The sequence below is a fragment of the Streptomyces muensis genome, from assembly GCF_021474425.1.
GTDB lineage: Bacteria > Actinomycetota > Actinomycetes > Streptomycetales > Streptomycetaceae > Streptomyces > Streptomyces muensis.
In genome coordinates, this window is the sequence record NZ_JAKEIP010000016.1 from 44,864 (window position 1) to 66,283 (window position 21,420).

Annotated in this window: 16 protein-coding genes; 8 read left to right on the plus strand and 8 right to left on the minus strand. The window is 70.2% G+C overall.

Annotated elements, in window-relative coordinates:
* Positions 1-20 precede the first annotated feature (20 nt).
* Complete coding sequence (locus tag L0P92_RS06860) at positions 21-1,001, minus strand: winged helix-turn-helix domain-containing protein (protein WP_234761615.1); 981 nt, start codon at positions 999-1,001, stop codon at positions 21-23.
* 89 nt (positions 1,002-1,090) lie between these two features.
* Here L0P92_RS06860 and L0P92_RS06865 point away from each other — a divergent pair, with 89 nt between their 5' ends.
* Together L0P92_RS06865 and L0P92_RS06870 are read left to right on the plus strand one after the other, a co-directional pair.
* Positions 1,091-2,341, plus strand: coding sequence for an MFS transporter (locus L0P92_RS06865; RefSeq protein WP_234761616.1), 1,251 nt, complete (start codon positions 1,091-1,093; stop codon positions 2,339-2,341).
* Positions 2,342-2,374: 33 nt separating this feature from the next.
* Positions 2,375-2,974 carry a DinB family protein gene (locus tag L0P92_RS06870; protein WP_234761617.1) on the plus strand — a complete coding sequence of 200 codons (600 nt, stop codon included), beginning with the start codon at positions 2,375-2,377 and terminating at the stop codon, positions 2,972-2,974.
* Positions 2,975-3,051: 77 nt separating this feature from the next.
* On the opposite strand, the gene L0P92_RS06875 is transcribed toward L0P92_RS06870, so the two are convergent.
* The 5 genes from L0P92_RS06875 to acnA all read right to left on the minus strand — a co-directional run bounded on the left by L0P92_RS06875 (position 3,052) and on the right by acnA (position 10,562).
* Positions 3,052-4,149, minus strand: a complete 1,098-nt coding sequence (locus tag L0P92_RS06875) for a lytic polysaccharide monooxygenase auxiliary activity family 9 protein (protein WP_234761618.1) — start codon at positions 4,147-4,149, stop codon at positions 3,052-3,054.
* 231 nt (positions 4,150-4,380) lie between these two features.
* Positions 4,381-4,890, minus strand: coding sequence for a DUF5956 family protein (locus L0P92_RS06880; protein ID WP_234761619.1), 510 nt, complete (start codon positions 4,888-4,890; stop codon positions 4,381-4,383).
* A gap of 113 nt (positions 4,891-5,003) precedes the next feature.
* Positions 5,004-5,756: a hypothetical protein gene (locus L0P92_RS06885; protein ID WP_234761620.1), complete on the minus strand. Its 753-nt coding sequence runs from the start codon at positions 5,754-5,756 to the stop codon at positions 5,004-5,006.
* 362 nt (positions 5,757-6,118) lie between these two features.
* The gene (locus L0P92_RS06890; protein WP_234761621.1) at positions 6,119-7,651 is read right to left on the minus strand and encodes a sensor histidine kinase; all 1,533 of its coding nucleotides are present in this window, start codon (positions 7,649-7,651) and stop codon (positions 6,119-6,121) included.
* 193 nt (positions 7,652-7,844) lie between these two features.
* Positions 7,845-10,562, minus strand: a complete 2,718-nt coding sequence (acnA, locus tag L0P92_RS06895; protein ID WP_308289636.1) for an aconitate hydratase AcnA — start codon at positions 10,560-10,562, stop codon at positions 7,845-7,847.
* Between the two features lie 273 nt (positions 10,563-10,835).
* Between acnA and argG the strand changes: the two genes are divergently transcribed.
* From argG to L0P92_RS06920, 5 genes are all read left to right on the plus strand, one after another.
* Complete coding sequence (gene argG, locus L0P92_RS06900) at positions 10,836-12,290, plus strand: argininosuccinate synthase (protein ID WP_234761623.1); 1,455 nt, start codon at positions 10,836-10,838, stop codon at positions 12,288-12,290.
* Positions 12,291-12,408: 118 nt separating this feature from the next.
* Positions 12,409-12,957, plus strand: coding sequence for an AAA family ATPase (locus L0P92_RS06905; RefSeq protein ID WP_234761624.1), 549 nt, complete (start codon positions 12,409-12,411; stop codon positions 12,955-12,957).
* Positions 12,958-13,034: 77 nt separating this feature from the next.
* Positions 13,035-13,232, plus strand: coding sequence for a DUF4236 domain-containing protein (locus L0P92_RS06910; protein ID WP_078916421.1), 198 nt, complete (start codon positions 13,035-13,037; stop codon positions 13,230-13,232).
* 65 nt (positions 13,233-13,297) lie between these two features.
* Entirely contained in the window at positions 13,298-14,827 is a 1,530-nt protein-coding gene (locus tag L0P92_RS06915; protein WP_234761625.1) for a helix-turn-helix domain-containing protein, read from the plus strand.
* Between the two features lie 614 nt (positions 14,828-15,441).
* Positions 15,442-15,963, plus strand: coding sequence for a hypothetical protein (locus tag L0P92_RS06920; RefSeq protein ID WP_234761626.1), 522 nt, complete (start codon positions 15,442-15,444; stop codon positions 15,961-15,963).
* A gap of 204 nt (positions 15,964-16,167) precedes the next feature.
* Here the strand turns inward: L0P92_RS06920 and L0P92_RS06925 are convergent, their stop codons facing one another.
* Complete coding sequence (locus tag L0P92_RS06925; RefSeq protein ID WP_234761627.1) at positions 16,168-16,689, minus strand: SMI1/KNR4 family protein; 522 nt, start codon at positions 16,687-16,689, stop codon at positions 16,168-16,170.
* Positions 16,690-16,997: 308 nt separating this feature from the next.
* Between L0P92_RS06925 and L0P92_RS06930 the strand changes: the two genes are divergently transcribed.
* Positions 16,998-19,268, plus strand: coding sequence for a peptidoglycan recognition protein family protein (locus L0P92_RS06930; protein WP_234761628.1), 2,271 nt, complete (start codon positions 16,998-17,000; stop codon positions 19,266-19,268).
* On the opposite strand, the gene L0P92_RS06935 is transcribed toward L0P92_RS06930, so the two are convergent.
* Positions 19,256-21,382 carry a hypothetical protein gene (locus L0P92_RS06935; protein ID WP_234761629.1) on the minus strand — a complete coding sequence of 709 codons (2,127 nt, stop codon included), beginning with the start codon at positions 21,380-21,382 and terminating at the stop codon, positions 19,256-19,258. The genes L0P92_RS06930 and L0P92_RS06935 overlap by 13 nt on opposite strands.
* Positions 21,383-21,420 lie beyond the last annotated feature (38 nt).

Here is a 21,420-nt window from a genome sequence, read left to right on the forward strand (position 1 = left end):
CGCAGTGCTGATCCGAGCCCTCAGCCCGAACCGGCGACCAGCGCCTCGCCGAGCGGGGTCCGGCGGTAGAGCACCGACCGTCCGGACCGGGCGCGGACGAGCAGCCCCGCGCCTCGCAGGATGGCGAGGTGGTCTCCCACCGCGCCGGGTGCCATGGCGAGGCTTCGGGCGAGGTGGCTGGTACTGGCCGGGGCGTCCAGCGCCAACAGCAGCCGGGCTCGGGCCCGGCCGACCAGAGCGGTCAGTGCGTCGTGCTGGGGGACGGTCGCCTGTTCGCCCCACAGGGCGGCGGTGCCGCGGGCACGATAGACCAAGGTCCTGGGCCAGGGGGTTTCCAGGTGGGCGGCGATGTTCGCGACGAAGACCGACGGGATCAGCAGGAGCCCGTCGCCGGCGAGGGGGACGTTTCCGACCGGAGGGAAGAAGCCGATCTCGATATCGCCGGCGCGCCAGGCGATGCTCGGGTGCAGACTCTCGATGGCCGTGGCCCATCCCTGTTCGCCGATCACACCCACCCGGTGCACGACATCGCGCTCACAGATCGCGCGCAGTTGCGGCCAGTCCGCGGCCAGCAGCTCGTGCCACGCCTGGTCCATCGCCTCGGCGATCCTGGAGACGGCGTCCGTGGAGTCCAGCACCGCGCGTACGCGGCGGTCATGGGCGGACGGGCCGGTCGCGGTGGTGGCGAAATCGCGGCGGGCCGCCTCCAGCGGTGTGGCCCGGATCATGGCCAGGTCGTCCGCCCAGGTCTGGTTGAGGCCGCGCGGGGGCGGGGCGACGAAGTCCGGCCCGGATCGCGGGGTCTGCAGGGCGAGGGCGGCGTCCAGTTCGGTCTCGCGGCGAAGCCGTTCAAAGACCGGCAGGAGCCGGGCGGACCAGGCTCGCGGCAGCGGCCGGTCGTGGCCGGCGAGCGAGCGCAGCAGTAGGCAGAGGTCCAGCGCGGGCGACAGTGCGAAGCGGCTGCGCAGCAGGTCCTCGACGGAGACTTCGAAGCGGAGCACCCTGCGATGCTAACGCCGGACGTCTGATCAGATTCGTCCAGCGACGAATCATTGGTGGGTGGCCTCGGCGCACGGTGAGGCTGGGCGTCATGATCCCCACCGTCGAACCCGCGCACGGCAACCAGCGTGCCACCTACCGGGAGGTGCTGGCCGAGCCGCGGTTCCGGCTGCTCTTCTCGACCCGCGCCGTCGCGATCACCGCGGGCTCGCTGCGGATCACCACGTTCTCGGTGCTGGTCTTCGCGACCACCGGCTCCGCGCTGCTCAGCGCACTGGCCTTCGGCATCGGCTTTCTCCCGCAGTTGTTCGGCTCGCTGCTGCTGGGCTCACTGGCCGACCGACTGCCGCCCCGCGCTCTCATCGTCGGCGGCTACGCCTTGGAGTGCGCCGCCGCCCTGCTGCTCGCCCTGGTGCGGATGCCGATCGCGGCAAGCCTCGGTGTCGTGGCGCTGGTCGCCCTCGCCACACCGGTGTTCGGCGGCGCGTCGAGTCGGCTGGTCGCACACTGGCTGAAGGGCGACGCCTACGTACTGGGCTGTTCCCTGAACAACCTCGCCTCCTCCGGCGCGCAGTTGTTCGGTCTGGCGCTGGGAGGTGCGGTCGTCGCGGCACTCGGCCCGCACAAGGCGCTCGCGGTGAGCGCCGCCCTCTACCTCGGCTGCGCGCTCGCCATCCGCATCCGGCTACCCCGGCTGGAGCCGGGAGAGTCCGGCGGCACACCCGGCGGCGCTCGGGACGACGGCGGCGCCGTCCGGGCAAGCCTGCACGGTGCCGGCCTGCTGCTGCGCGGACCCACGGTACGACGACTGATGCTGGCCCAGTGGCTGCCGCCCGCGTTCGTAGCGGGCGCGGAAGGCCTGATCGTCGCCTACGCGGGAGGACACCACTTCGCACCGGGCTGGTACGCGGTGCTGATGGGCTGTCTGCCGGTCGGCATGCTTGTCGGCGACCTGCTGGTGGGTCGACTGCTACGGCCACCCACCCGGGAGCGACTGGTCGTGCCGTTGATCGCGCTGACGGGACTGCCGCTGGTCGGCTTCGCCACCGAACCCGGAGTGGGCGTCTCGTCCTGTCTGCTGCTGCTCTGCGGCTTCGGACTGGCCTACGGTCTCGGCCTGCAACGGCCGTTCCTGGACGCCCTGCCGAAGGATGGCCAGGGCCAGGCCTTCGGTCTGCTCGGCTCCGGCAGCATGACGCTGCAGGGCGTCGGGCCGGCCTGCTTCGGCTCGGTGGCCGCAGGCATCGGAACGGGCGGCGCCATCGCCCTGGCAGGCGGCGCGGCGCTGCTCACCGCCGGCTGGATTCTCACCTGGCGTCGCGGACCGCATACGGGATCTTGAGACCACGAACAGCCCATGGAAGGTACCTGCCGCATGATCGATGAATTCGCGAAAGACAACCTGCGCGGGAGACTGCGGCGGGACCGCGAGGCACTGCTCTGGAAACTCGACGGCTTGTCCGAATACGACGCCCGCCGGCCTCTGACAGCGACCGGGACCAACCTCCTCGGTCTGGTCAAGCACATGGCCACCGTCGAGGCCAGGTACTTCGGCGAGGTCTTCGACCGCCCTTCCCCGGAACCGCTGTGCCGGTGGCAGGACCACGACGGCAGCGATCAGTGGGCGGCCGAGGACGAGACCCGCGATCAGATCATCGGGTTCTACCGGCGCACGTGGCACCACTCGGACGCGACGATCAACGAGCTTCCCCTCGACGCGCCCGGCCACGTGCCGTGGTGGCCGGAGCCTTGTCCCAACACGAACCTGTTCGCCGTCATGGTCCATGTCCTCGGCGAGTCCAACCGGCATGCCGGGCACGCCGACATCCTGCGCGAGGGCCTCGACGGCCGCACCGGGGTGCGCGCCGAACACGAGAGGCGGATCGACGAGGAGGCCCGTGCGGCCTACCGCGCGAAGGTCGAGCAGGCCGCCAGGTCGGCCGCACCGATCCGGGCTTGGCGACCTCAGGGCTGAGGCGGGTCGGCCGCCGTCACGACGGGTACCCGGTGGCCGGCTGACGGCCTGCCACCGGGGCCCATCTCAGGGGGTGTTCAGCCGACCCGACAGGGCAGCGTCGTCGTACTGTCCCCGCCCGAGCCGGACACCACATAGCCGAACGTCGTGCTCTCCCCCGGATCGAGGGAGCCGTTCCAGTCGACGTTGTGGACCATCACATCCTGGCCGGTGTAGGTCGCGTTGCCGCTCCACAGGCTTTCGACCTTCTGCCCCGTGGGGAGCGTCCAGTCGACCATCCAGCCGAGCATCGGGACGTCGCCGGAGTTGGTGACGGTGACCTCCGACTGGTAGCCGCCCGACCAGGTGCCGGTCGTGCGACGGGTGGCGGAGCACTCGCCGGGCACCGGGTCGGTCGGGTTGCCGGGCTCCTTGATGCCGGTGACCTCGCCGTTGCCGCCGTCGAAGACGATGTCGGAGCAGGAGTAGAAGGTCTCCGCGCTGTCCGAGCGCTGCCAGACCATGTAGATGATGTGGCGGCCCGACTTGTTCGCCGGAAGCTGCCCGGACCAGGAGTAGTTGGCCTCGACCGTGCCCGGGGAGCCGTTGAGCGGCGGGTGGTCGACCGAGAGGAAGGGCCGTTCCTCCATGTCGTCCCAGGTGAGGGTCTGCTTGGGGTCGAAGCCGTCCTTGGTGATGAAGACGTAGAACCAACCGGGGTGCGCGGCCCAGGCGTTGTAGGAGAAGTCGACGGTCGCGCCCGAGGTGAGATGGGTGAGCGGCCAGTCGTCGCGCGGGGCGTTGAAGCCGGTGAAGTTGGTGTTGCCGCCGCTGCAGAGCTCGCCGTCGGGCACGAAGCCGCGGGTGCGGCCGGCGCCGTCGGAGCGGAGCACCGAGAACCAGTTGTAGAACGGCGTGGTGCCGCTGACCTGTTGGGCCGCCCTGCAGGCCGGGTTGACGGGCTTGATCTCACCGGTGTCGGTGAGGCCGTCCTGCCAGCACAGGAAGGTGCGGCTGCCGGGCTTCATGGGGGTGCCGTGGGCCTCCGCCTCGCCGCCGGTGCTCATGACGAGGGCGACGGCGGGGATGGTCGCGAGCAGGGAGACCAGGACGAGGAAGAGGGCTCTGGCGCGGGTGGGGAGGGTTAATCGGCGGGGCGGGGTGGTCCCGGTCGCCCCTTGTTTTGTCAGGATCATGACAGTCCAGTCCGTTCCGTCAGGCACGGGCCGTGCGGGCCTTTGTGTGGGTGTGCGTGCGGATGCGCGGGGCGGGAACGGTCCGGGGCGACGGGTTCCGGTCCACCGCTATGGGAGCGCTCCCACCCCGTCTGCTGCGGAAGGTAGCGCCGGGGAGCGTGGTTGTAAACGCCTGTCGCACAAGGGCTCGCGGGAGGAGCGGGTGGTGGCCGTCGCCGGCGGCAGCTCGGCTCAGGAGAAGAAGTGGGCGACCGCCGCCCGAACGGCCGTGGCCGTCTCGTCGGGCCGGGGGGCCTTGGTGGGCAGCTGCCGTTCCCGTTGACCGACCAGACGCCACAGGTCGGTCAGGGAACGGTCCGGGGGGACGTCCAGGAACCAGGTGAAGCCACGCGGTCGCGGAGGGATCCCGGCCTCGGTGAGGAAGGCGTTGACGTCCTCCTCGATGAGATCCTGGTCGGCCTCGGTGCGTTCGGAGAACTGCACGACGGGCTCGCCGGCGTCGGCCCCGGTGGCCGCGAAGGTGGTGCGCACCGAGTGCCAGCCGGGTTCGTCGGGGACCCGCACGACATGCTCAGGACCGGCGAACCAGCAGATCGCCATGTGCCAGCCGGAGTCGCCCACGCGCCGGTGGACACGGCCGTCGTGACGGAGTTCCACGGGGTCCCGCCGGGTGGCGAGTCCACGGGGGTCGGATGGACGCGCGACGGGGAAGTCCGCCCAGGTGTGGGGGGTGCGCGACACGGCTGAGGCTCCTCTCGTCGACCGCCCGCGGCGTCGCGGACGGACCCCGGCCGGTGCCCGTCCGCGACGCCCTAGCTGTGCGACGGTCTCTGCTGTCTGCTCCTACTGTGCCCTCACTCGGTGAAGTAGCAGGGGTCCGCGCCCCAGCAGTAGAAGTACGGGGTCTCGAAGAGCCTGCCCGACAACGGGGCGTAGCCCGTCGGGACCCAGCCGGCGTCCAGCGCGTGGTAGTACTCGTTGGAGTTCTCCAGCCGGTCCCCGTAGCGCAGGCCACTGTTCCAGCGGGAGCCCTCGGTGGTGAGGTAGGCGCCGCCCATGGTGTCGGTGCCGCAGGTGTCGTCCGGCCACAGGGTGTGCTCTTCGTAGCAGGTCGTGGTGATGGTCGGGAAGTACAGCGGCGGCCCGTCGTCGAGGATCAGGGTCGTGGTGAGGCGGGGCTGCCTGCCGTTCAGGTTGTTCCGCAGGACGGCGTCGTAGGAGCCGACGGTCTGGTCGCCGTAGCCGTACCAGATGTTGGCCTTCGTCTCCCGGATGTAGTCGCTGACCAGCCGGGTGCACAGGCCGGTCGTCTCGCACCAGCCGTCCTCGTCGTCGGGCGCGTAGGCCGAGACGGTCGGCCGCTGTTCCTGTGGGCCGAGCTGCTCGACCTTGCCGTTCGCGAGGAGTTCGGAGCCGACGCAGGCCCAGGACGCGAGGTCGCGACTCTCGGCGGTCTCCACGCACTTCTTCGCCGGACCGTCCGGTACGGCGGCGGTCAGATCCCGCGCGCCGGTGCCGTTCTCCGCGGACTGGGCCGGGGCCATGGCGCCCAGGCTCAGCAGGACCGCGGTCAGCGCCGCGATCGTCGATGTGATCACTCTGCGCATGCTTTTCCATCCCTGACATGCCGTGGTGGATCAGGTCGAAAGGGACGCTACAAACGGGCAAAGGGGGCCGGACAGAGGGGTTTTCGGTGAACCGGCGAGGCTGGGGGAACCGGGTCTGCCGGTTGTGGTCGGCGGGTGCCCGCGTGCCTCGCCGGACCGGCGTGGGCGTGCGGGGAACTCGCCGACGGGTGCGGCCGGGGTCGCTCGGCGGTCACATGTGCGACCCGGGGGGCACCGCATTCCTACGTCGCGGTCACGGAGGCGTGACCGCGAACCGGGGGTAACCGTCGTGGCGGGCCCGCGATTTGTCCGAAAGCGCCGGGCGTGGGCAGCGGTTCGTGGGGCACGTGGCGCGTGGCCGGTCAGGGGTTGTGGGCGAACGTCCGGATGGACGACCGCGTGGGCTCACGCCGGGGCTCCCCCGTCGACGGCGGCGGAGGTTCGGCGCCCACGGGAGGCAGTTCGACGGTGAACTCCGTACGGCCCCGCTCGCTCTCGACGTGGATACGGCCGCCGTGCGCGGACACGATCGCCGCCGCGACGGCGAGGCCGAGACCGGAGCCTCCGTCGTGCGGGCCGCCGCGGGCCCGGGAGGCGTCGGCGCGGGTGAAGGGGGCGAAGACCTGTGGGAGGAGACCGGGCGGGATGCCGGGGCCGTCGTCCCGTACCCGGATCACGCGGTGGCCGGCGTCGGCCTCGACGGAGGCGACCACGGTGGTGCCCGGCGGGGTGTGGACCTGGGCGTTGGCCAGCAGGTTGGCCACCACCTGACGCAGCCGGGCCGCGTCGCCGAGGACCAACGGCGGGGCGTCCAGGCGGAGTTCGAGCCGCCACTCGCGCCCGTCCCCGGCGGCACGCGCGTCCCACACCGCCTCCGCGACCAGCGCCGCGAGGTCGACCTCGGCGGAGTACAGCGGGCGTCCCTCGTCGAGGCGGGCCAGCAGGAGCAGGTCCTCCACCAGGCTCGTCATCCGGGCCGACTCGGCATGGACGCGGCGCCAGGCGAGCACGGGCTCGATCCGGCCGGTGTCGCGGTTCATGAGTTCGGCGTAACCGGAGATCGAGGCGAGCGGGGTGCGCAGTTCGTGGCTGACGTCGGCGAGGAAGCGGCGCATGCGTTCCTCGGTGTGCCGGCGGGCGGTGCGGGAGGACTCGACGTGGTCGATCATGCGGTTGAGGGCGGCGCCGACCTGTCCGGCCTCGCTGGCGGGGTCGGTGTCCCCGGCCGGGATCCGGGTCAGGGCGCCGGCCTCGCCTCGGTCGAGCGGTGCGCGGGAGACCTCGGCGGCGGTGGCGGCGACCCGGTCCAGGGGGCGCAGTTGGCGTCGTACGACCACCGCGCACACGCCCCCGGCGACCAGCAGCCCCGCGCCCGCGACGACCGCCTCGCCCAGCACCAGGCCGCTGACCATGCGCTGGACGTCGTCCATGGGGAGCCCGGTGAGGACCCGGACGCCGTCGTTCTCGATGGCGGTGACCCGGTAGGTGCCGAGGCCCGGGACGTTCCGGGTGTGCGGGGAGCCGTCGGCGGCGAGGCCGGCCAGGGCGGCGCGCTGGGCGGCCGTGAGGTTCCGGGGCGGGGTGCCCTCGGCGACCGTCGCGGCGGAGACGATGTGTCCGTCGGCGTCCGGGCGGGCGGCGAGCAGGCCGGTGGGACGGCCCTGCTCGGTGAGGAAGGACAGGTCGTCCTTGTCGTACGGACGCAGCCCGGCCCCGTCCAGGCTGCGCTCGGCGGCTTCGGTGACACGGTCGTCCAGGTCGGCCATGAGAGCGGCGCGTTGGAGCAGGGCGGTGGTGAGCGCCGTCGCGGCGCACACGGCGACGAGGGTGGCGCCGATGAACAGGAGCAGGCGGGTGCGCATGGAGTGCGTGCGCAGCCGCGGCAGGGCGGTCATCTCGCGTCCTCCGCCGGCCGGACGGCTCGGCCGGTGCGGGAACCGGAAGTGGCGGACATGTCCCGATCCTGTCCCGGTCCGCTGGGGGAATCCTGTGTTCAGCCTGAGCGGGGGCGATGACCTGGGCCGGACACGGCGAAGGGCCGCACCCCGGTCACCCGGGGCGCGGCCCTCGACTGCCCTGCCGTGCCGCTTACTTGCGGATCAGGCTGCGCAGCACGTACTGCATGATGCCGCCGTTGCGGTAGTAGTCGGCCTCACCGGGGGTGTCGATGCGGACGACCGCGTCGAACTCGACGCCCGTGTCGGTGGTGACCTTGACCGTGCTCGGGGTGGTGCCCTCGTTGAGCTCGGTCACGCCGGTGATGGAGAAGGTCTCCTCGCCGGTCAGGCCGAGCGAGTCGGCGTTCTGGCCGGCCGGGAACTGCAGCGGGAGGACGCCCATGCCGATGAGGTTCGAGCGGTGGATGCGCTCGTACGACTCGGTGATGACGGCCTTGACGCCGAGGAGCGCGGTGCCCTTGGCCGCCCAGTCGCGGGACGAGCCGGAGCCGTACTCCTTGCCGCCCAGGATGACCAGCGGGGTGCCGGCGGCCTGGTAGTTCTGCGAGGCGTCGTAGATGAAGCTCACCGGGCCGTCGGCCTGGGTGAAGTCGCGGGTGTAGCCGCCCTCGGTGCCCGGCGCGATCTGGTTGCGCAGGCGGATGTTGGCGAACGTGCCGCGGATCATGACCTCGTGGTTGCCGCGGCGGGAGCCGTAGCTGTTGAAGTCACGACGCTCGACACCGTGCTCGGTGAGGTACTTGCCGGCCGGGGTGTCGGCCTTGATGGCACCGGCGGGCGAGATGTGGTCGGTGGTGACCGAGTCGCCGAGCTTGGCGAGCACGCGCGCACCCGAGATGTCGGAGACCGGGGTGGTCTCCATCGTCATGCCCTCGAAGTACGGGGGCTTGCGGACGTAGGTCGACTCGGCGTCCCACTCGAAGGTGTCGCCGGTCGGGATCGACAGCGCCTGCCACTGGGCGTCACCGGCGAACACGTCCTCGTACGACTTGGAGAACATGTCCTCGCCGATGGCGTTGGCGACGACGTCGTTGACCTCGGCCTCGGAGGGCCAGATGTCCTTCAGGAAGACCGGGTTGCCGTCCTGGTCGGCGCCCAGCGCGTCACGCGTGATGTCCACCTTCATGGAGCCCGCGATGGCGTACGCGACGACCAGCGGCGGGGAGGCCAGGTAGTTCATCTTGACGTCGGGGTTGATACGGCCCTCGAAGTTGCGGTTGCCCGAGAGGACCGAGGTCACGGCCAGGTCGTGGTCGTTGACGGCCTTGGAGACCTCCTCCGGCAGCGGGCCGGAGTTGCCGATGCAGGTGGTGCAGCCGTAGCCGACGAGGTTGAAGCCGACCTTGTCGAGGTACGGGGTGAGGCCCGCCTTGTCGAAGTAGTCGGTGACGACCTTGGAGCCCGGGGCGAGGGTGGTCTTGACCCACGGCTTGCGGGTCAGGCCCTTCTCGACCGCCTTCTTGGCCACGAGCGCGGCGGCGACCATGACGTACGGGTTGGAGGTGTTGGTGCAGGAGGTGATGGCCGCGACCGTCACCGCACCGTGGTCGATCTCGTACGTCGAGCCGTCGGGGGCGGTCACGGTGACCGGGTTGGACGGGGTGCCGTTCGGGGCGACGGCCGGGGCGTCGGAGGCCGGGAAGGACTCCTGGCCGGCCTCGTCGACGACGTCGACGTAGTTGCGGACGTCCAGCTTGAACTGCTCGGCGGCGTTCGCCAGGACGATGCGGTCCTGCGGGCGCTTCGGGCCGGCGATGGACGGGACGACCGTGGAGAGGTCGAGCTCCAGCTTCTCGGAGAAGTCCGGCTCGGCCTTCGGGTCCAGCCAGAGGCCCTGCTCCTTGGCGTACGCCTCGACGAGCGCGAGCTGCTGCTCGGAGCGGCCGGTGAGCTTGAGGTAGTTGATCGTCTCGGCATCGATCGGGAAGATCGCGGCCGTGGAGCCGAACTCCGGCGACATGTTGCCGATGGTGGCGCGGTTGGCGAGCGAGGTGGCGGCCACGCCCTCGCCGTAGAACTCGACGAACTTGCCGACGACGCCGTGCTTGCGGAGCATCTCGGTGATGGTCAGCACGAGGTCGGTGGCGGTGGTGCCGGGGGTGAGCTCACCGGTCAGCTTGAAGCCGACGACGCGCGGGATGAGCATGGAGACCGGCTGGCCGAGCATCGCGGCCTCGGCCTCGATGCCGCCGACGCCCCAGCCCAGCACACCGAGGCCGTTGACCATGGTGGTGTGCGAGTCGGTGCCGACGAGGGTGTCGGGATAGGCCTGGCCGTTGCGGACCATGACGGTGCGGGCCAGGTGCTCGATGTTGACCTGGTGGACGATGCCGGTGCCCGGGGGGACGACCTTGAAGTCGTCGAAAGCGGTCTGGCCCCAGCGCAGGAACTGGTAGCGCTCCTTGTTGCGGCCGTACTCCAGGTCGACGTTCTGCTTGAAGGCGTCCGAGGTGCCGAACTTGTCGGCGATGACGGAGTGGTCGATGACCATCTCGGCCGGCGAGAGCGGGTTGACCTTGGCCGGGTCGCCGCCGAGGGCCTTCACGGCCTCACGCATGGTGGCGAGGTCGACGACACAGGGCACGCCGGTGAAGTCCTGCATGATCACGCGGGCCGGCGTGAACTGGATCTCCTGCGACGGCTGGGCCTGGGAGTCCCAGCCGCCGAGGGCGCGGATGTGGTCGGCGGTGATGTTCGCGCCGTCCTCGGTGCGGAGGAGGTTCTCCAGCAGCACCTTCAGGCTGTAGGGGAGGCGCGCGGCGCCCTCGACCTTGTCCAGCCGGAAGATCTCGTACGACTCGTCGCCCACGCTCAGCGTGCTGCGGGCGTCGAAGCTGTTCGCCGACACGACAGTCTCCTTCATTGATGTGCGCGTTCCCACCGCATCCTGCCGCCACGATGTCTTGGCCGATCCGCTAAGGTCAGGCTAAGTTAGGTAACCCTTACCGCCGGACTCGACGACGCGTGCGGCTGCGGTACGCCTCGGCAGATATCTCGATGTCGAGATAACTCTAGTACATGGGACCGGGATGGTCATGTCCCGGGGCTTCGACATGCCTGCTTCTACATGCCTCCGCATGACCCCTTTGCATGACCATGCGTCTTCATGCATACTCTTCCTATGTCCAAGGTCCTCACCTCCCTGCCCACCGGCGAGCGCGTCGGCATCGCCTTCTCGGGCGGCCTCGACACCTCGGTCGCGGTCGCCTGGATGCGCGACAAGGGCGCCGTCCCGTGCACCTACACCGCCGACATCGGCCAGTACGACGAGCCCGACATCGCTTCGGTGCCCGGCCGCGCCAAGACCTACGGCGCCGAGGTCGCGCGCCTGGTCGACTGCCGCGCGGCACTGGTCGAGGAGGGCCTGGCCGCGCTGACCTGCGGCGCGTTCCACATCCGTTCCGGCGGGCGGGCGTACTTCAACACCACGCCGCTGGGCCGTGCCGTCACCGGCACGCTGCTGGTGCGGGCGATGCTGGAGGACAACGTCCAGATCTGGGGCGACGGCTCGACCTACAAGGGCAACGACATCGAGCGGTTCTACCGCTACGGCCTGCTCGCCAACCCCCACCTGCGGATCTACAAGCCCTGGCTGGACGCGAACTTCGTGACCGAGCTCGGCGGCCGCAAGGAGATGTCGGAGTGGCTGGTCGCCCACGGCCTGCCCTACCGGGACGCCACGGAGAAGGCGTACTCCACCGACGCCAACATCTGGGGCGCCACCCACGAGGCCAAGACCCTGGAGCACCTGGACACCGGCATCGAGACGGTCGAGCCGATCATGGGCGTCCGGTTCTGGGACCCGTCGGTCGAGATCGCCACCGAGGACGTGACGATCGGCTTCGAGCAGGGCCGCCCGGTCACCATCAACGGCAAGGAGTTCGCCACCGCCGTCGACCTGGTGATGGAGGCCAACGCCATCGGCGGCCGGCACGGCCTGGGCATGTCGGACCAGATCGAGAACCGGATCATCGAGGCCAAGAGCCGCGGCATCTACGAGGCGCCCGGCATGGCCCTGCTGCACACGGCGTACGAGCGCCTCGTGAACGCGATCCACAACGAGGACACCCTCGCCCAGTACCACAACGAGGGCCGGCGTCTCGGCCGCCTGATGTACGAGGGCCGCTGGCTGGACCCGCAGGCGCTGATGATCCGCGAGTCGCTGCAGCGCTGGGTCGGCGCGGCCATCACCGGCGAGGTGACCCTGCGGCTGCGGCGCGGCGAGGACTACTCGATCCTCGACACCACGGGCCCGGCGTTCTCGTACCACCCGGACAAGCTCTCCATGGAGCGCACCGAGGACTCGGCGTTCGGCCCGGTCGACCGGATCGGCCAGCTCACCATGCGCAACCTCGACATCGCCGACTCGCGCGCCAAGCTGGAGCAGTACGCGGGCCTCGGCCTGATCGGCACCGGCAGCCCCACCATCGGCGCCTCCCAGGCGGCCGCCACCGGCCTGATCGGCACCATGCCGGAACTCCCCGAGGGCGGCGCCGAGGCCATCGCCTCCCGCGGCGAGGTCTCCGAGGAGGACGCGCTGCTGGACCGCGCGGCGATGGAGTCCGGCACGGACTGATCCGCCGGGACGAACCATCGGAAAGGCCGGTTCGACGCCACGAGCGTCGGGCCGGCCTTTTCAGGTCATCCCCCACCGTCCCCCACCTCCATCGGGCCCGCGCCACTAGGCTCACCGGATGATCATCTGGCTGAACGGAACCTTCGGCGCGGGCAAGACGACCACGGCCGGTGAGTTGGTCGACCTGGTGCCGGACGCGACGGTCTTCGACGCCGAGTACGTCGGTTACATGCTGCAACACGTCCAGAAGCTCCCCCAGGTGACCGACTTCCAGCACTGGCCGCCGTGGCGCCATCTGGTGGTGGAGACGGCCACGCAGCTGCTCGGCTACCTCGGCGGGGCGCTCGTCGTACCGCAGACGGTTCTCGTCGAGCGGTACTGGACGGAGATCCGCGGCGGCCTGGAGAAGGCGGGCATCCCGGTCCACCACTTCGTGCTCCACTCCGACCCGGAGACCCTCACCCGGCGGATCGAGACGGACGACGTGACCAACACCCAGTTCCCCAAGGCCCGCCAGTGGCGCCTCGACCATCGCGCCGCCTACCGCGACGCCCTGCCCTGGCTCAGCCGGGAGGCCGAGGTCGTCGACACCGCCCCGCTCTCCCCTCAGCAGGTCGCCCGGCTGATCGCCGACGCCGTTTCCGCGGAGTCCGCGGACTCCGTGTGACGAGCTGCCATCACTTCGGCGTGTCGGGGTAGCCGAGAGATACGTACCCGTACCCCGACCCTCGGAGGGAGGCATCCGTGCCCCTCACATTCCGCAAGAGCTTTCGGATCCTGCCCGGAGTGCGGCTGAACATCAACCGGCACTCCTGGTCCATCACCACCGGTGGCAGGCACGGGCCACGACGCACGCACAGCAGTACCGGACGTCGTACGACATCGATGGATTTGCCCGGACCTTTCGGGTGGCGTCGTACCCGTACCGCCAGGCGGCGTTGACGGCCCGTCACCCGAACGGCCCCCTCGGGAATGTGCCATCTCATATCTGAGATAACCTCAACCTCATGGCAGACGACTACCTCGTACGCATCGGCAAGCTCATCCGTGACGCCCGGCAACACCGTGGCTGGACACAGACGCAGCTGGCCGAGGCGCTCGGCACCTCCCAGAGCGCCGTCAACCGCATCGAGCGCGGCAACCAGAACATCAGCCTTGAGATGATCGCCCGAATCGGTGAGGCCCTGGACAGCGAGATCGTGTCCCTCGGCTACGCCGGTCCGATGCATCTGCGGGTTGTCGGCGGACGTCGGCTGTCCGGTTCCATCGATGTCAAGACCAGCAAGAACGCCTGCGTGGCCCTGCTGTGCGCCTCGCTGCTCAACAAGGGCCGCACGGTGCTGCGCCGGGTCGCCCGGATCGAGGAGGTGTACCGCCTGCTGGAGGTGCTCAACTCCATCGGCGTGCGCACCCGTTGGATCAACGACGGCGTCGACCTGGAGATCGTGCCGCCGGCCGAGCTCAACATGGCGGCGATCGACGCGGAGGCCGCCGTACGCACCCGCTCGATCATCATGTTCCTCGGCCCGCTGCTGCACCGCATGGACCACTTCAAGCTGCCCTACGCCGGCGGCTGCGACCTCGGCACGCGGACCATCGAGCCGCACATGATCGCCCTGCGCCGCTTCGGACTGGACGTCGCGGCGACGGAGGGCCAGTACCACGCCATGGTCGACCGGTCCGTCCGCCCCGACCGGCCGATCGTGCTGACCGAGCGCGGCGACACGGTCACCGAGAACGCGCTGCTGGCCGCCGCGCGGCACGACGGCGTCACCGTCATCCGCAACGCCTCCTCCAACTACATGGTCCAGGACCTCTGCTTCTTCCTGGAGGCGCTCGGCGTCCGGGTCGAGGGCATCGGCACGACGACGCTCACGGTCCACGGCGTGCCGACCATCGACGTGGACGTCGACTACTCCCCCTCCGAGGACCCGGTCGAGGCGATGAGCCTGCTGGCCGCCGCCGTGGTGACGGAGTCGGAGCTGACGGTGTGTCGCGTGCCCATCGAGTTCCTGGAGATCGAGCTGGCGGTCCTGGAGGAGATGGGCCTCGACCACGACCGCACGCCCGAGTACTTCGCGGACAACGGCCGCACCCGGCTGGTGGACCTGACGGTCCGTCCGTCCAAGCTCGAAGCCCCGATCGACAAGATCCACCCCATGCCCTTCCCGGGCCTGAACATCGACAACGTCCCGTTCTTCGCGGCCATCGCGGCCGTCGCGTCCGGCAAGACCCTCATCCACGACTGGGTCTACGACAACCGCGCGATCTACCTGACCGACCTCAACCGCCTCGGCGGCCGCCTGCAGCTCCTCGACCCGCACCGCGTCCTCGTCGAGGGCCCGACCCGCTGGCGCGCCGCCGAGATGATGTGCCCGCCCGCGCTGCGGCCCGCCGTGGTCGTCCTGCTCGCGATGATGGCGGCGGAGGGCACGTCCGTGCTGCGGAACGTGTACGTCATCAACCGGGGTTACGAGGACCTCGCCGAGCGGTTGAACTCCATCGGGGCACAGATCGAGATCTTCCGGGACATCTGATACGCGGATGCCGCAGCACCCTGGCTGACCTGCATGAATGAGGGTCAGGACGGGGTGCTGCGGCGTCTCTGGGGGGCCTGGACGGCGAGCGTCGGCTGCTGGAGGCCCGTGACGCGACGGCGTCGGCCGCGACCTGACACTTCGTCCGCGGGCGTCGTTCGCTTCACGCCCGACAGGTGACGCTGACTCATGAGGGCGTCGCGGTCTTTGCGCGCGGCTTCGGCAAGTCTCTCCGTGGCGGCTGTGCGTGCCCGCTACAGTTCCTGCTATGAGGCCCTGATCAGGGCAGATCCCGATGCCCGGGGTGGCCTCGTAGTGGTCGCGCGGCGCGTTGTCAATGCCCGACACGCGCGCAGAAGTGTGACGAGGGGTCAGACAGGTCCCCCGTACGGCCCAGCTCCGGGACCAAGTCGCCTCTGCCCTTCGTTTTTTGACGGTCCGTCACATGTGCCGATCTGGATTCCTGAACGCCCGATCGGCCCCTTACTGGCGTCCCTCATGGATTTCTGAAGTGGCGACAGAATTCGGCGTGAGTAGGTTCTTTCGTAGGCGGCCAGGTCGGCTGGCATCCCTGAGAGATGGAGAAACAAATGCCTGCGAGAGGGAGAAGCGGAATGCGTACGCGCACCGTGGTCGGGATCACATTGTCGGTGGGCCTCACCGTCATCGCCGCAACCACCGTGAACTATGCGTCGGCTTCGAGTTCCGTACCGGAGTCCGCCGCATCGGCGCAGGAGGCCGCTGCCTCCTTGCCTCAGGGGGGAGACATGGGCGGAGACGGCCAGACGGGCGGGGACGGGCGGACAGGAGGGAACGGGCAGTCGAAGTGGGGCGGCGACGACAGGGACGACGACGATCGCGGACGGGTCTTCGTCAACGAGCGAACGTATTCGGTCGACGGGGGTGAGTGCATCGCTGTAATCAGCAGTCCGGCGACCAGCTTCAACGTCCGGAACGAATCCGACAAGAGAGTCGAATTCTTCACCGGAATTACCTGCGACAACGGTCCTGCAATTGCGACTGTCGGGCGCGGAGACTCCAGTAGTGGAATCCCCGGAACCGTGGTGTTCGACGGCAACGTGGTGCCCTTCGCGCTCGTCGGCAGCTTCCGGGCGGTCGACAGGAAGCACCACTGACCCCCGTGCAGGCGGTCGGGCACTGATGGCGAACATAACCGGCGGCATCCAATTCGCACTGCCGCATCCTCTCTGACCTGCATGAATTCAAGGTCGAGGAGGGTGCGGCAGCGTCTCGTCGACTCAGACCCGGGTCGCGTCCCGGTCGAGGACGGCCCACAACCGGTCGGCATCCGCCGGGGTGGCGGTGCCGCGTCCCGAATTTCAGGGCAGAAATTCCCAGAACGGGCCGCCAGGTGCACGGTCGCGCGCGCACAACGTCACATCCCTCCCCTTGAGATAAGCCAGCAGCCAATCGCTGAACGTCATCTCGTAGCGAGTCCAGGACGGGCTGTCGAACTCCTGGACCACGACACGCCAGGGCGACGAGGTGGCGTCGGGAACACACAGGAAAACCGCCTCGCCCGTCGTGGCCGTCGCCACCGGCACCAGTTCGCCGGGGTCCGCCCCTACCGGACTCGGCAGAAATTCCACCATGTCGTCGTCACGCCAGAGGTCGAGATCCCCCCGGATCATCGTTCCCAGATCGTGAAGAAGGTGGCCGGCGGGATGCTTCAGGTACAACTGCCCATTGATCTCGATCGAGCCGTAGGCGTCCACGATCTCGCGGAAGTCCGCAGGGAATTCGACACCGAGTTCCTGCTCCAGTTCGCCCCATGGCGTCGGATCGGACCAGTTGAACCGGGGTTCACCCAGCAGGGCTCGGATCTCTTCAAGCGTTGCCACCGCCATGCCCCTTCCGGCCCGTCGAACCGCTGCCGGTTCTGGACACCGCTCGCCGGGTTGCCGCAGGTGAGCGTAGCGGTCGGCGCCTCGCGCCGAAGCGGTAGAGGGCAGAGTGATCTACGTCACCAAGATCTCGAACCGAGTGATGTTTTTCAGCCACGACTCGCTGGGTAAGGCAGGCCACCTGTGTGTCGGGTGTGCCTCAGGTGACTTTCTTCGTGGCCCTGCGCCTTCCGCGGCTCGGGGCCTTCTACTGGGGTGGGTTCGTGGTGAGTCGTCGTACGTCGCATGCGTACAGACCGTTGAGCTTGAAGCGTCGGGCGTGGCTGACGCTCGGTGCGGTGGTCCTGGGGGGAACGGGTGTGGTGACCTACGCGGTCGCCAGCCCGTCCGGCGATCCGGGCGCGGGAGGCCGGGCGAAGCGGCCGGTGCAGGTCTACGACCTCGCCCTGAAGGGGGCGACGGGCGGCAAGCGGGAGCTTCCGCGTACGGACACCGAGCAGTTCTCGCTGGTCGGCGTGTCCTGGGCGGGAGCGGTCAAGCGGCTCGACGGCACGGCGCAGGTGCGGACCCGCGACCTGGTCAGCGGCGCGTGGAGCGCCTGGCGTGACCTCGAGGTGAACATCGACCCGCCGGAGGAGCCGGAGGCCGGGATGCGCGGCGCGTCCGAGCCGCTGTGGGTCGGTCCCTCCGACGGCGTCCAGGTCCAGGTCGTCCACGAGGACGGCACCACGGGCGCGCTGCCCAAGGGGCTGCAGGTCAACCTGGTCGATCCGGGTGTGGTGACCGACGCCGAGGCCGCGGCCACCGAGCCGGCGGCGTTCGTCGCCGCGGAGAGCGACCCGGCGGCCACGCCCACCGACGCCACGACGCCCACGGACGGCACGACACCGACGGACGGTGCGACGCCGACGGACGGTCAGACCACAACGGCCCCGGCGCCCACCGAGACCACGGCCACCGCCACGGCCACGGCCACGTCGACGCCCACCGGCTCGGCGTCCGCGTCCCCCTCGACGTCGCCGACCCCGTCGGCCACGACGCCGTCCGCGCCGCCGTCCACCGTGCCCAAGCCGCCGATCACCTCGCGGGCCGGCTGGGGCGCCGACGAGTCGCTCAGCCCGGACCCGTCGGAGTACAACGCCGACGTCAAGGCCGTCTTCGTCCACCACACCGACGGTGCCAACGACTACTCGTGCGCCGACTCCGCCTCGATCGTGCGCGGCATCTACGCGTACCACACGCAGGTCAACGGCTGGAACGACGTCGGCTACAACTTCCTCGTCGACAAGTGCGGCACCGTCTTCGAGGGCCGCAAGGGCGGCATGGACCTGCCGGTGCTCGGCGCCCACACCTACGGCTGGAACCGGGAGTCCGCCGGCATCGCGGTGCTCGGCGAGTACACCTCCACCCCCGCCTCCAGCGCCGCGCTGACCGCCATCGCCCGCGTGGCCGCCTGGAAGCTCGGCCAGTACGGAGCCGACCCGGCCGGAACCGTGCAGCTCACCTCGGGCGCCGGCCAGAAGAACTACTTCGGCACCAGCTTCACCGCGGGCAGCAAGTACACCTTCAACCGGATCTCCGGCCACCGCGACGGCTACAACACCCAGTGCCCCGGCAACTCCCTCTACGCCCAGCTGCCGGCCATCCGCACCTTGGCGGCCGGCCCGGTGCAGGGCCTGAAGGTCACCTCGCTCTCCGGCGCGGGCCTGTCCGGCTCGACGTACTACACCAAGGGCGCCGTCAGCGTGAAGTGGACGGCCACCACACCGTCCTCGCTGATCAAGAGCTTCCAGCTGCTGGTCGACGGCAAGACCGTCGCCACCACGTCCGGTACGGCCACCTCCGCCAGCACCACCCTGGCCCTGGGCAGCCACACGGTCGCGGTGCGGGCGGTGCACCAGTCCGGCAGGACCGTGACCACCACCGCGCTGAACGTCGTCGCGGAGACGACCGCACCGACCTTCACCACCGCACCGAAGCTCGCCCTGCGCACCGGCACCGTCAACACCGCCGCCGTTCCGGTCACCCTCGGCTGGAAGGCGACCGACAACGCCGCGCTGAGCTCCGTGAAGCTGCTGGCCCCGACCACGGCCACGTACGGCCCGACCACCACCAGCTCCGCGAAGACCGCCAAGTCCGGTACGGCCACCACCTGGTCGATGCGTGCCTACGACTACGCCGGCAACTACCGCACCTCCTCCCCCGCCTACACCCCGGTGATCCTTCAGGAGACCTCGGCGGTGAAGTCCGGCAGCTGGACGACCCGCTCCTCCACCAGCTACCTGGGCGGCAAGTCGTACTCCAGCGGCTCCAAGGGCGCGAGCCTCACCTGGACCTTCACCGGCCGCTCCGCCTCCTGGGTGGTCTCACGGGCCGCGAGCTCGGGTCAGGTCTACGTCTACGTCGACGGCGTCAAGGTCAGCACCGTCGACCTGAAGTCCTCCACCACTCTCTACCGGCAGGCGATCTGGACGAAGACCTGGTCCAGCAGCGCCAAGCACACCGTCAAGATCGTCGTGGTCGGCACCAGCGGCCGGCCCACGATCACCACCGACGGTCTCGTCTACATCAAGTAGCCCGACTCCTCGGCCTGCTCCTCGGCCCGGGCCTGCTCCTTGGCCCGGGCCTCCTCCTTGGCCCGGGCCTCCTCCTTGGCCCGCAGCCACAGGAGCAGGTGCCAGTCCTGGTCGTTGGCGAGCGGGTCGGCGGTGTGCGCCGGCCTGCCGTCGATGGTCGAGGGCATCACGAAGGCGCAGGTGGCGGAGCCGTCCTCGGAGTAGTTCGCCATGTTGGCGCGCAGGATCGCCTCGGCGAGGCGATCGGTGTGGTCCGTGCGCAGCGTGGCGGGCAGACGCAGCAGGGTCACGGCGGTCAGCGCGCTCCAGTAGTGCGGGAAGACGTCGCCCCACAGCCGGTTGGCGCCGAACCAGTAGCCGTCCCAGTGCCGGATGGCGACGCCGTACAGCCGGACGTGGGGCTGGGGGCCGCCGAAGGCCAGCAGCCAGGGCAGTCGTTCGGCGATGGCGTCGTGGAAGACGGGGTCGCCGGTGAGGGTGTGGGCGTCGGTCAGGAGGTCCAGCAGGGGGGCCACGATGGACTGTTCGTAGGCGACCTCGTGGGCGGGCAGTCGTCTGCCCGCCGCCACGAACTGCCGGGCGCTGTCGATGAGTTGGTCCCGCAGCTTCTCGGCGCGGTCGGGCTGCCCGGCTGTCACGAGGCTGGCGCACACCGACAGGGTTGTCGGGGACAGACCGATGGACAGATGGGAGGCGCCGCCGAGTTCGAAGCCTCGCTCCAGGATCCGGGCGGCGAGGTCGAGGTCGTCCGGCCGGCCGTGGGCCCGGTGCCGGTCGTCGAAGAAGCGGGCCAGCCACGGGGTGTCGTAGAGCCGGGGCCCGGTGTGCCAGGTCTGGGAGCCGCGGCGCGGGGCGGCGCTCTCGTCGAGCAGATGACGGCGGGCGAAGGCGGCCCAGCCGGCCAGCAGGGGTTCGATCTCCTCCGCGTCCGCGAGGCCGCGGTCGACGGCGGCCTGGAGCAGCAGTGGCATGGCGATCCGTTCGGATCCGTCCGTCCAGTCCGACCAGCCGTTGGTCGCCTGGGTCAGGCCGGTGCGTGTGTCCACCGGCACGAACGCGTGCCGGAGCAGACCGGGCCGCTCCCGGGCCCGCTGGTGCCGCGTGATGTACGCGACCCGGCGGCGTACGACCTCCTCCAACGGCAGATGGAACAGCACCTCGGTCCGGGCGTCGTCCCCGATGTCCAGCCGGAAGCTGCCATGCCGGGAAGCCCGCACGCGGTAGCGGCCCTCCGCCGCGCGCTCCACCGTCACGTCCGGGTCCGGGCTGCTCACCGAGGACGAGGCCGCCTCGACCACGATCGGCTCTCCGGGCTCCCCGGACTCCCCGAGTTCGGCGGCGTAGGCGGACAGGACGGCCGGCGGCCGGGTCGCGGCGGTGAAGTCCTCGACCGAGGCATACCAGCCCAGCTCCCACGCCACCGCCGTCGACTCGCCGGGGCCGAGCCGGAGCACGGGCTGGCCGCCGAACGCCTCCGGGTTGCGGGCCTGATCGGTCACCAGCAGGACCAGGTGACCGCGGGCGTTGGACTGCGAGTACTGGTTGCGCGACTCCACCGAGTAGGCGCGGACGACCCCTTCCCGCACGATCAGGCCCAGGCATCGCCCCTCCCCGGACATCGGCTGCGCGAGCGCCCACGCCCATGTCCCGCCGGTGAACAGATGCGCGTGCACCGCCTGTTCCAGGGAGGTCTCGGCTCCGTCGTACAGGTCGGCGAAGGGCGTCTGGACGCCCAGGCCGGTGATGGTGAGCGTTTCCTCGGCCGTGTTCACGACCGTGTACCGCTCGCACAGCAGTCCCTCGCGCACGTGCCGGCGTATCTCCACCCGGACCCCGGGCAGCGGCGTGTGCACCGCCTCGACCGCCCCGTCGTCCGCCACCCGCCGTTCGACGGGCGTGTGCCAGCGGGCGGCGCCCCGGTCGGTGATCACGTGCCCTGATCCCCACTGGTGCTCCACCGAATGCCACGCCGTGGCAACGTTGTCGAGCAGGAAACGGCGGGCCGGCGTCAGCTCGTCCACGAACTGTGCGGGGGCACCCGTGAGCGGGTCGAGCACCGCGTGTCCGGGGCCGAAGACGAGGGTGTCCGGGACGTGATCACCGAAGTTCAGCACCAGAGTCGACCCTTCTGTCGGGGCGGGGAGTCGGGCGA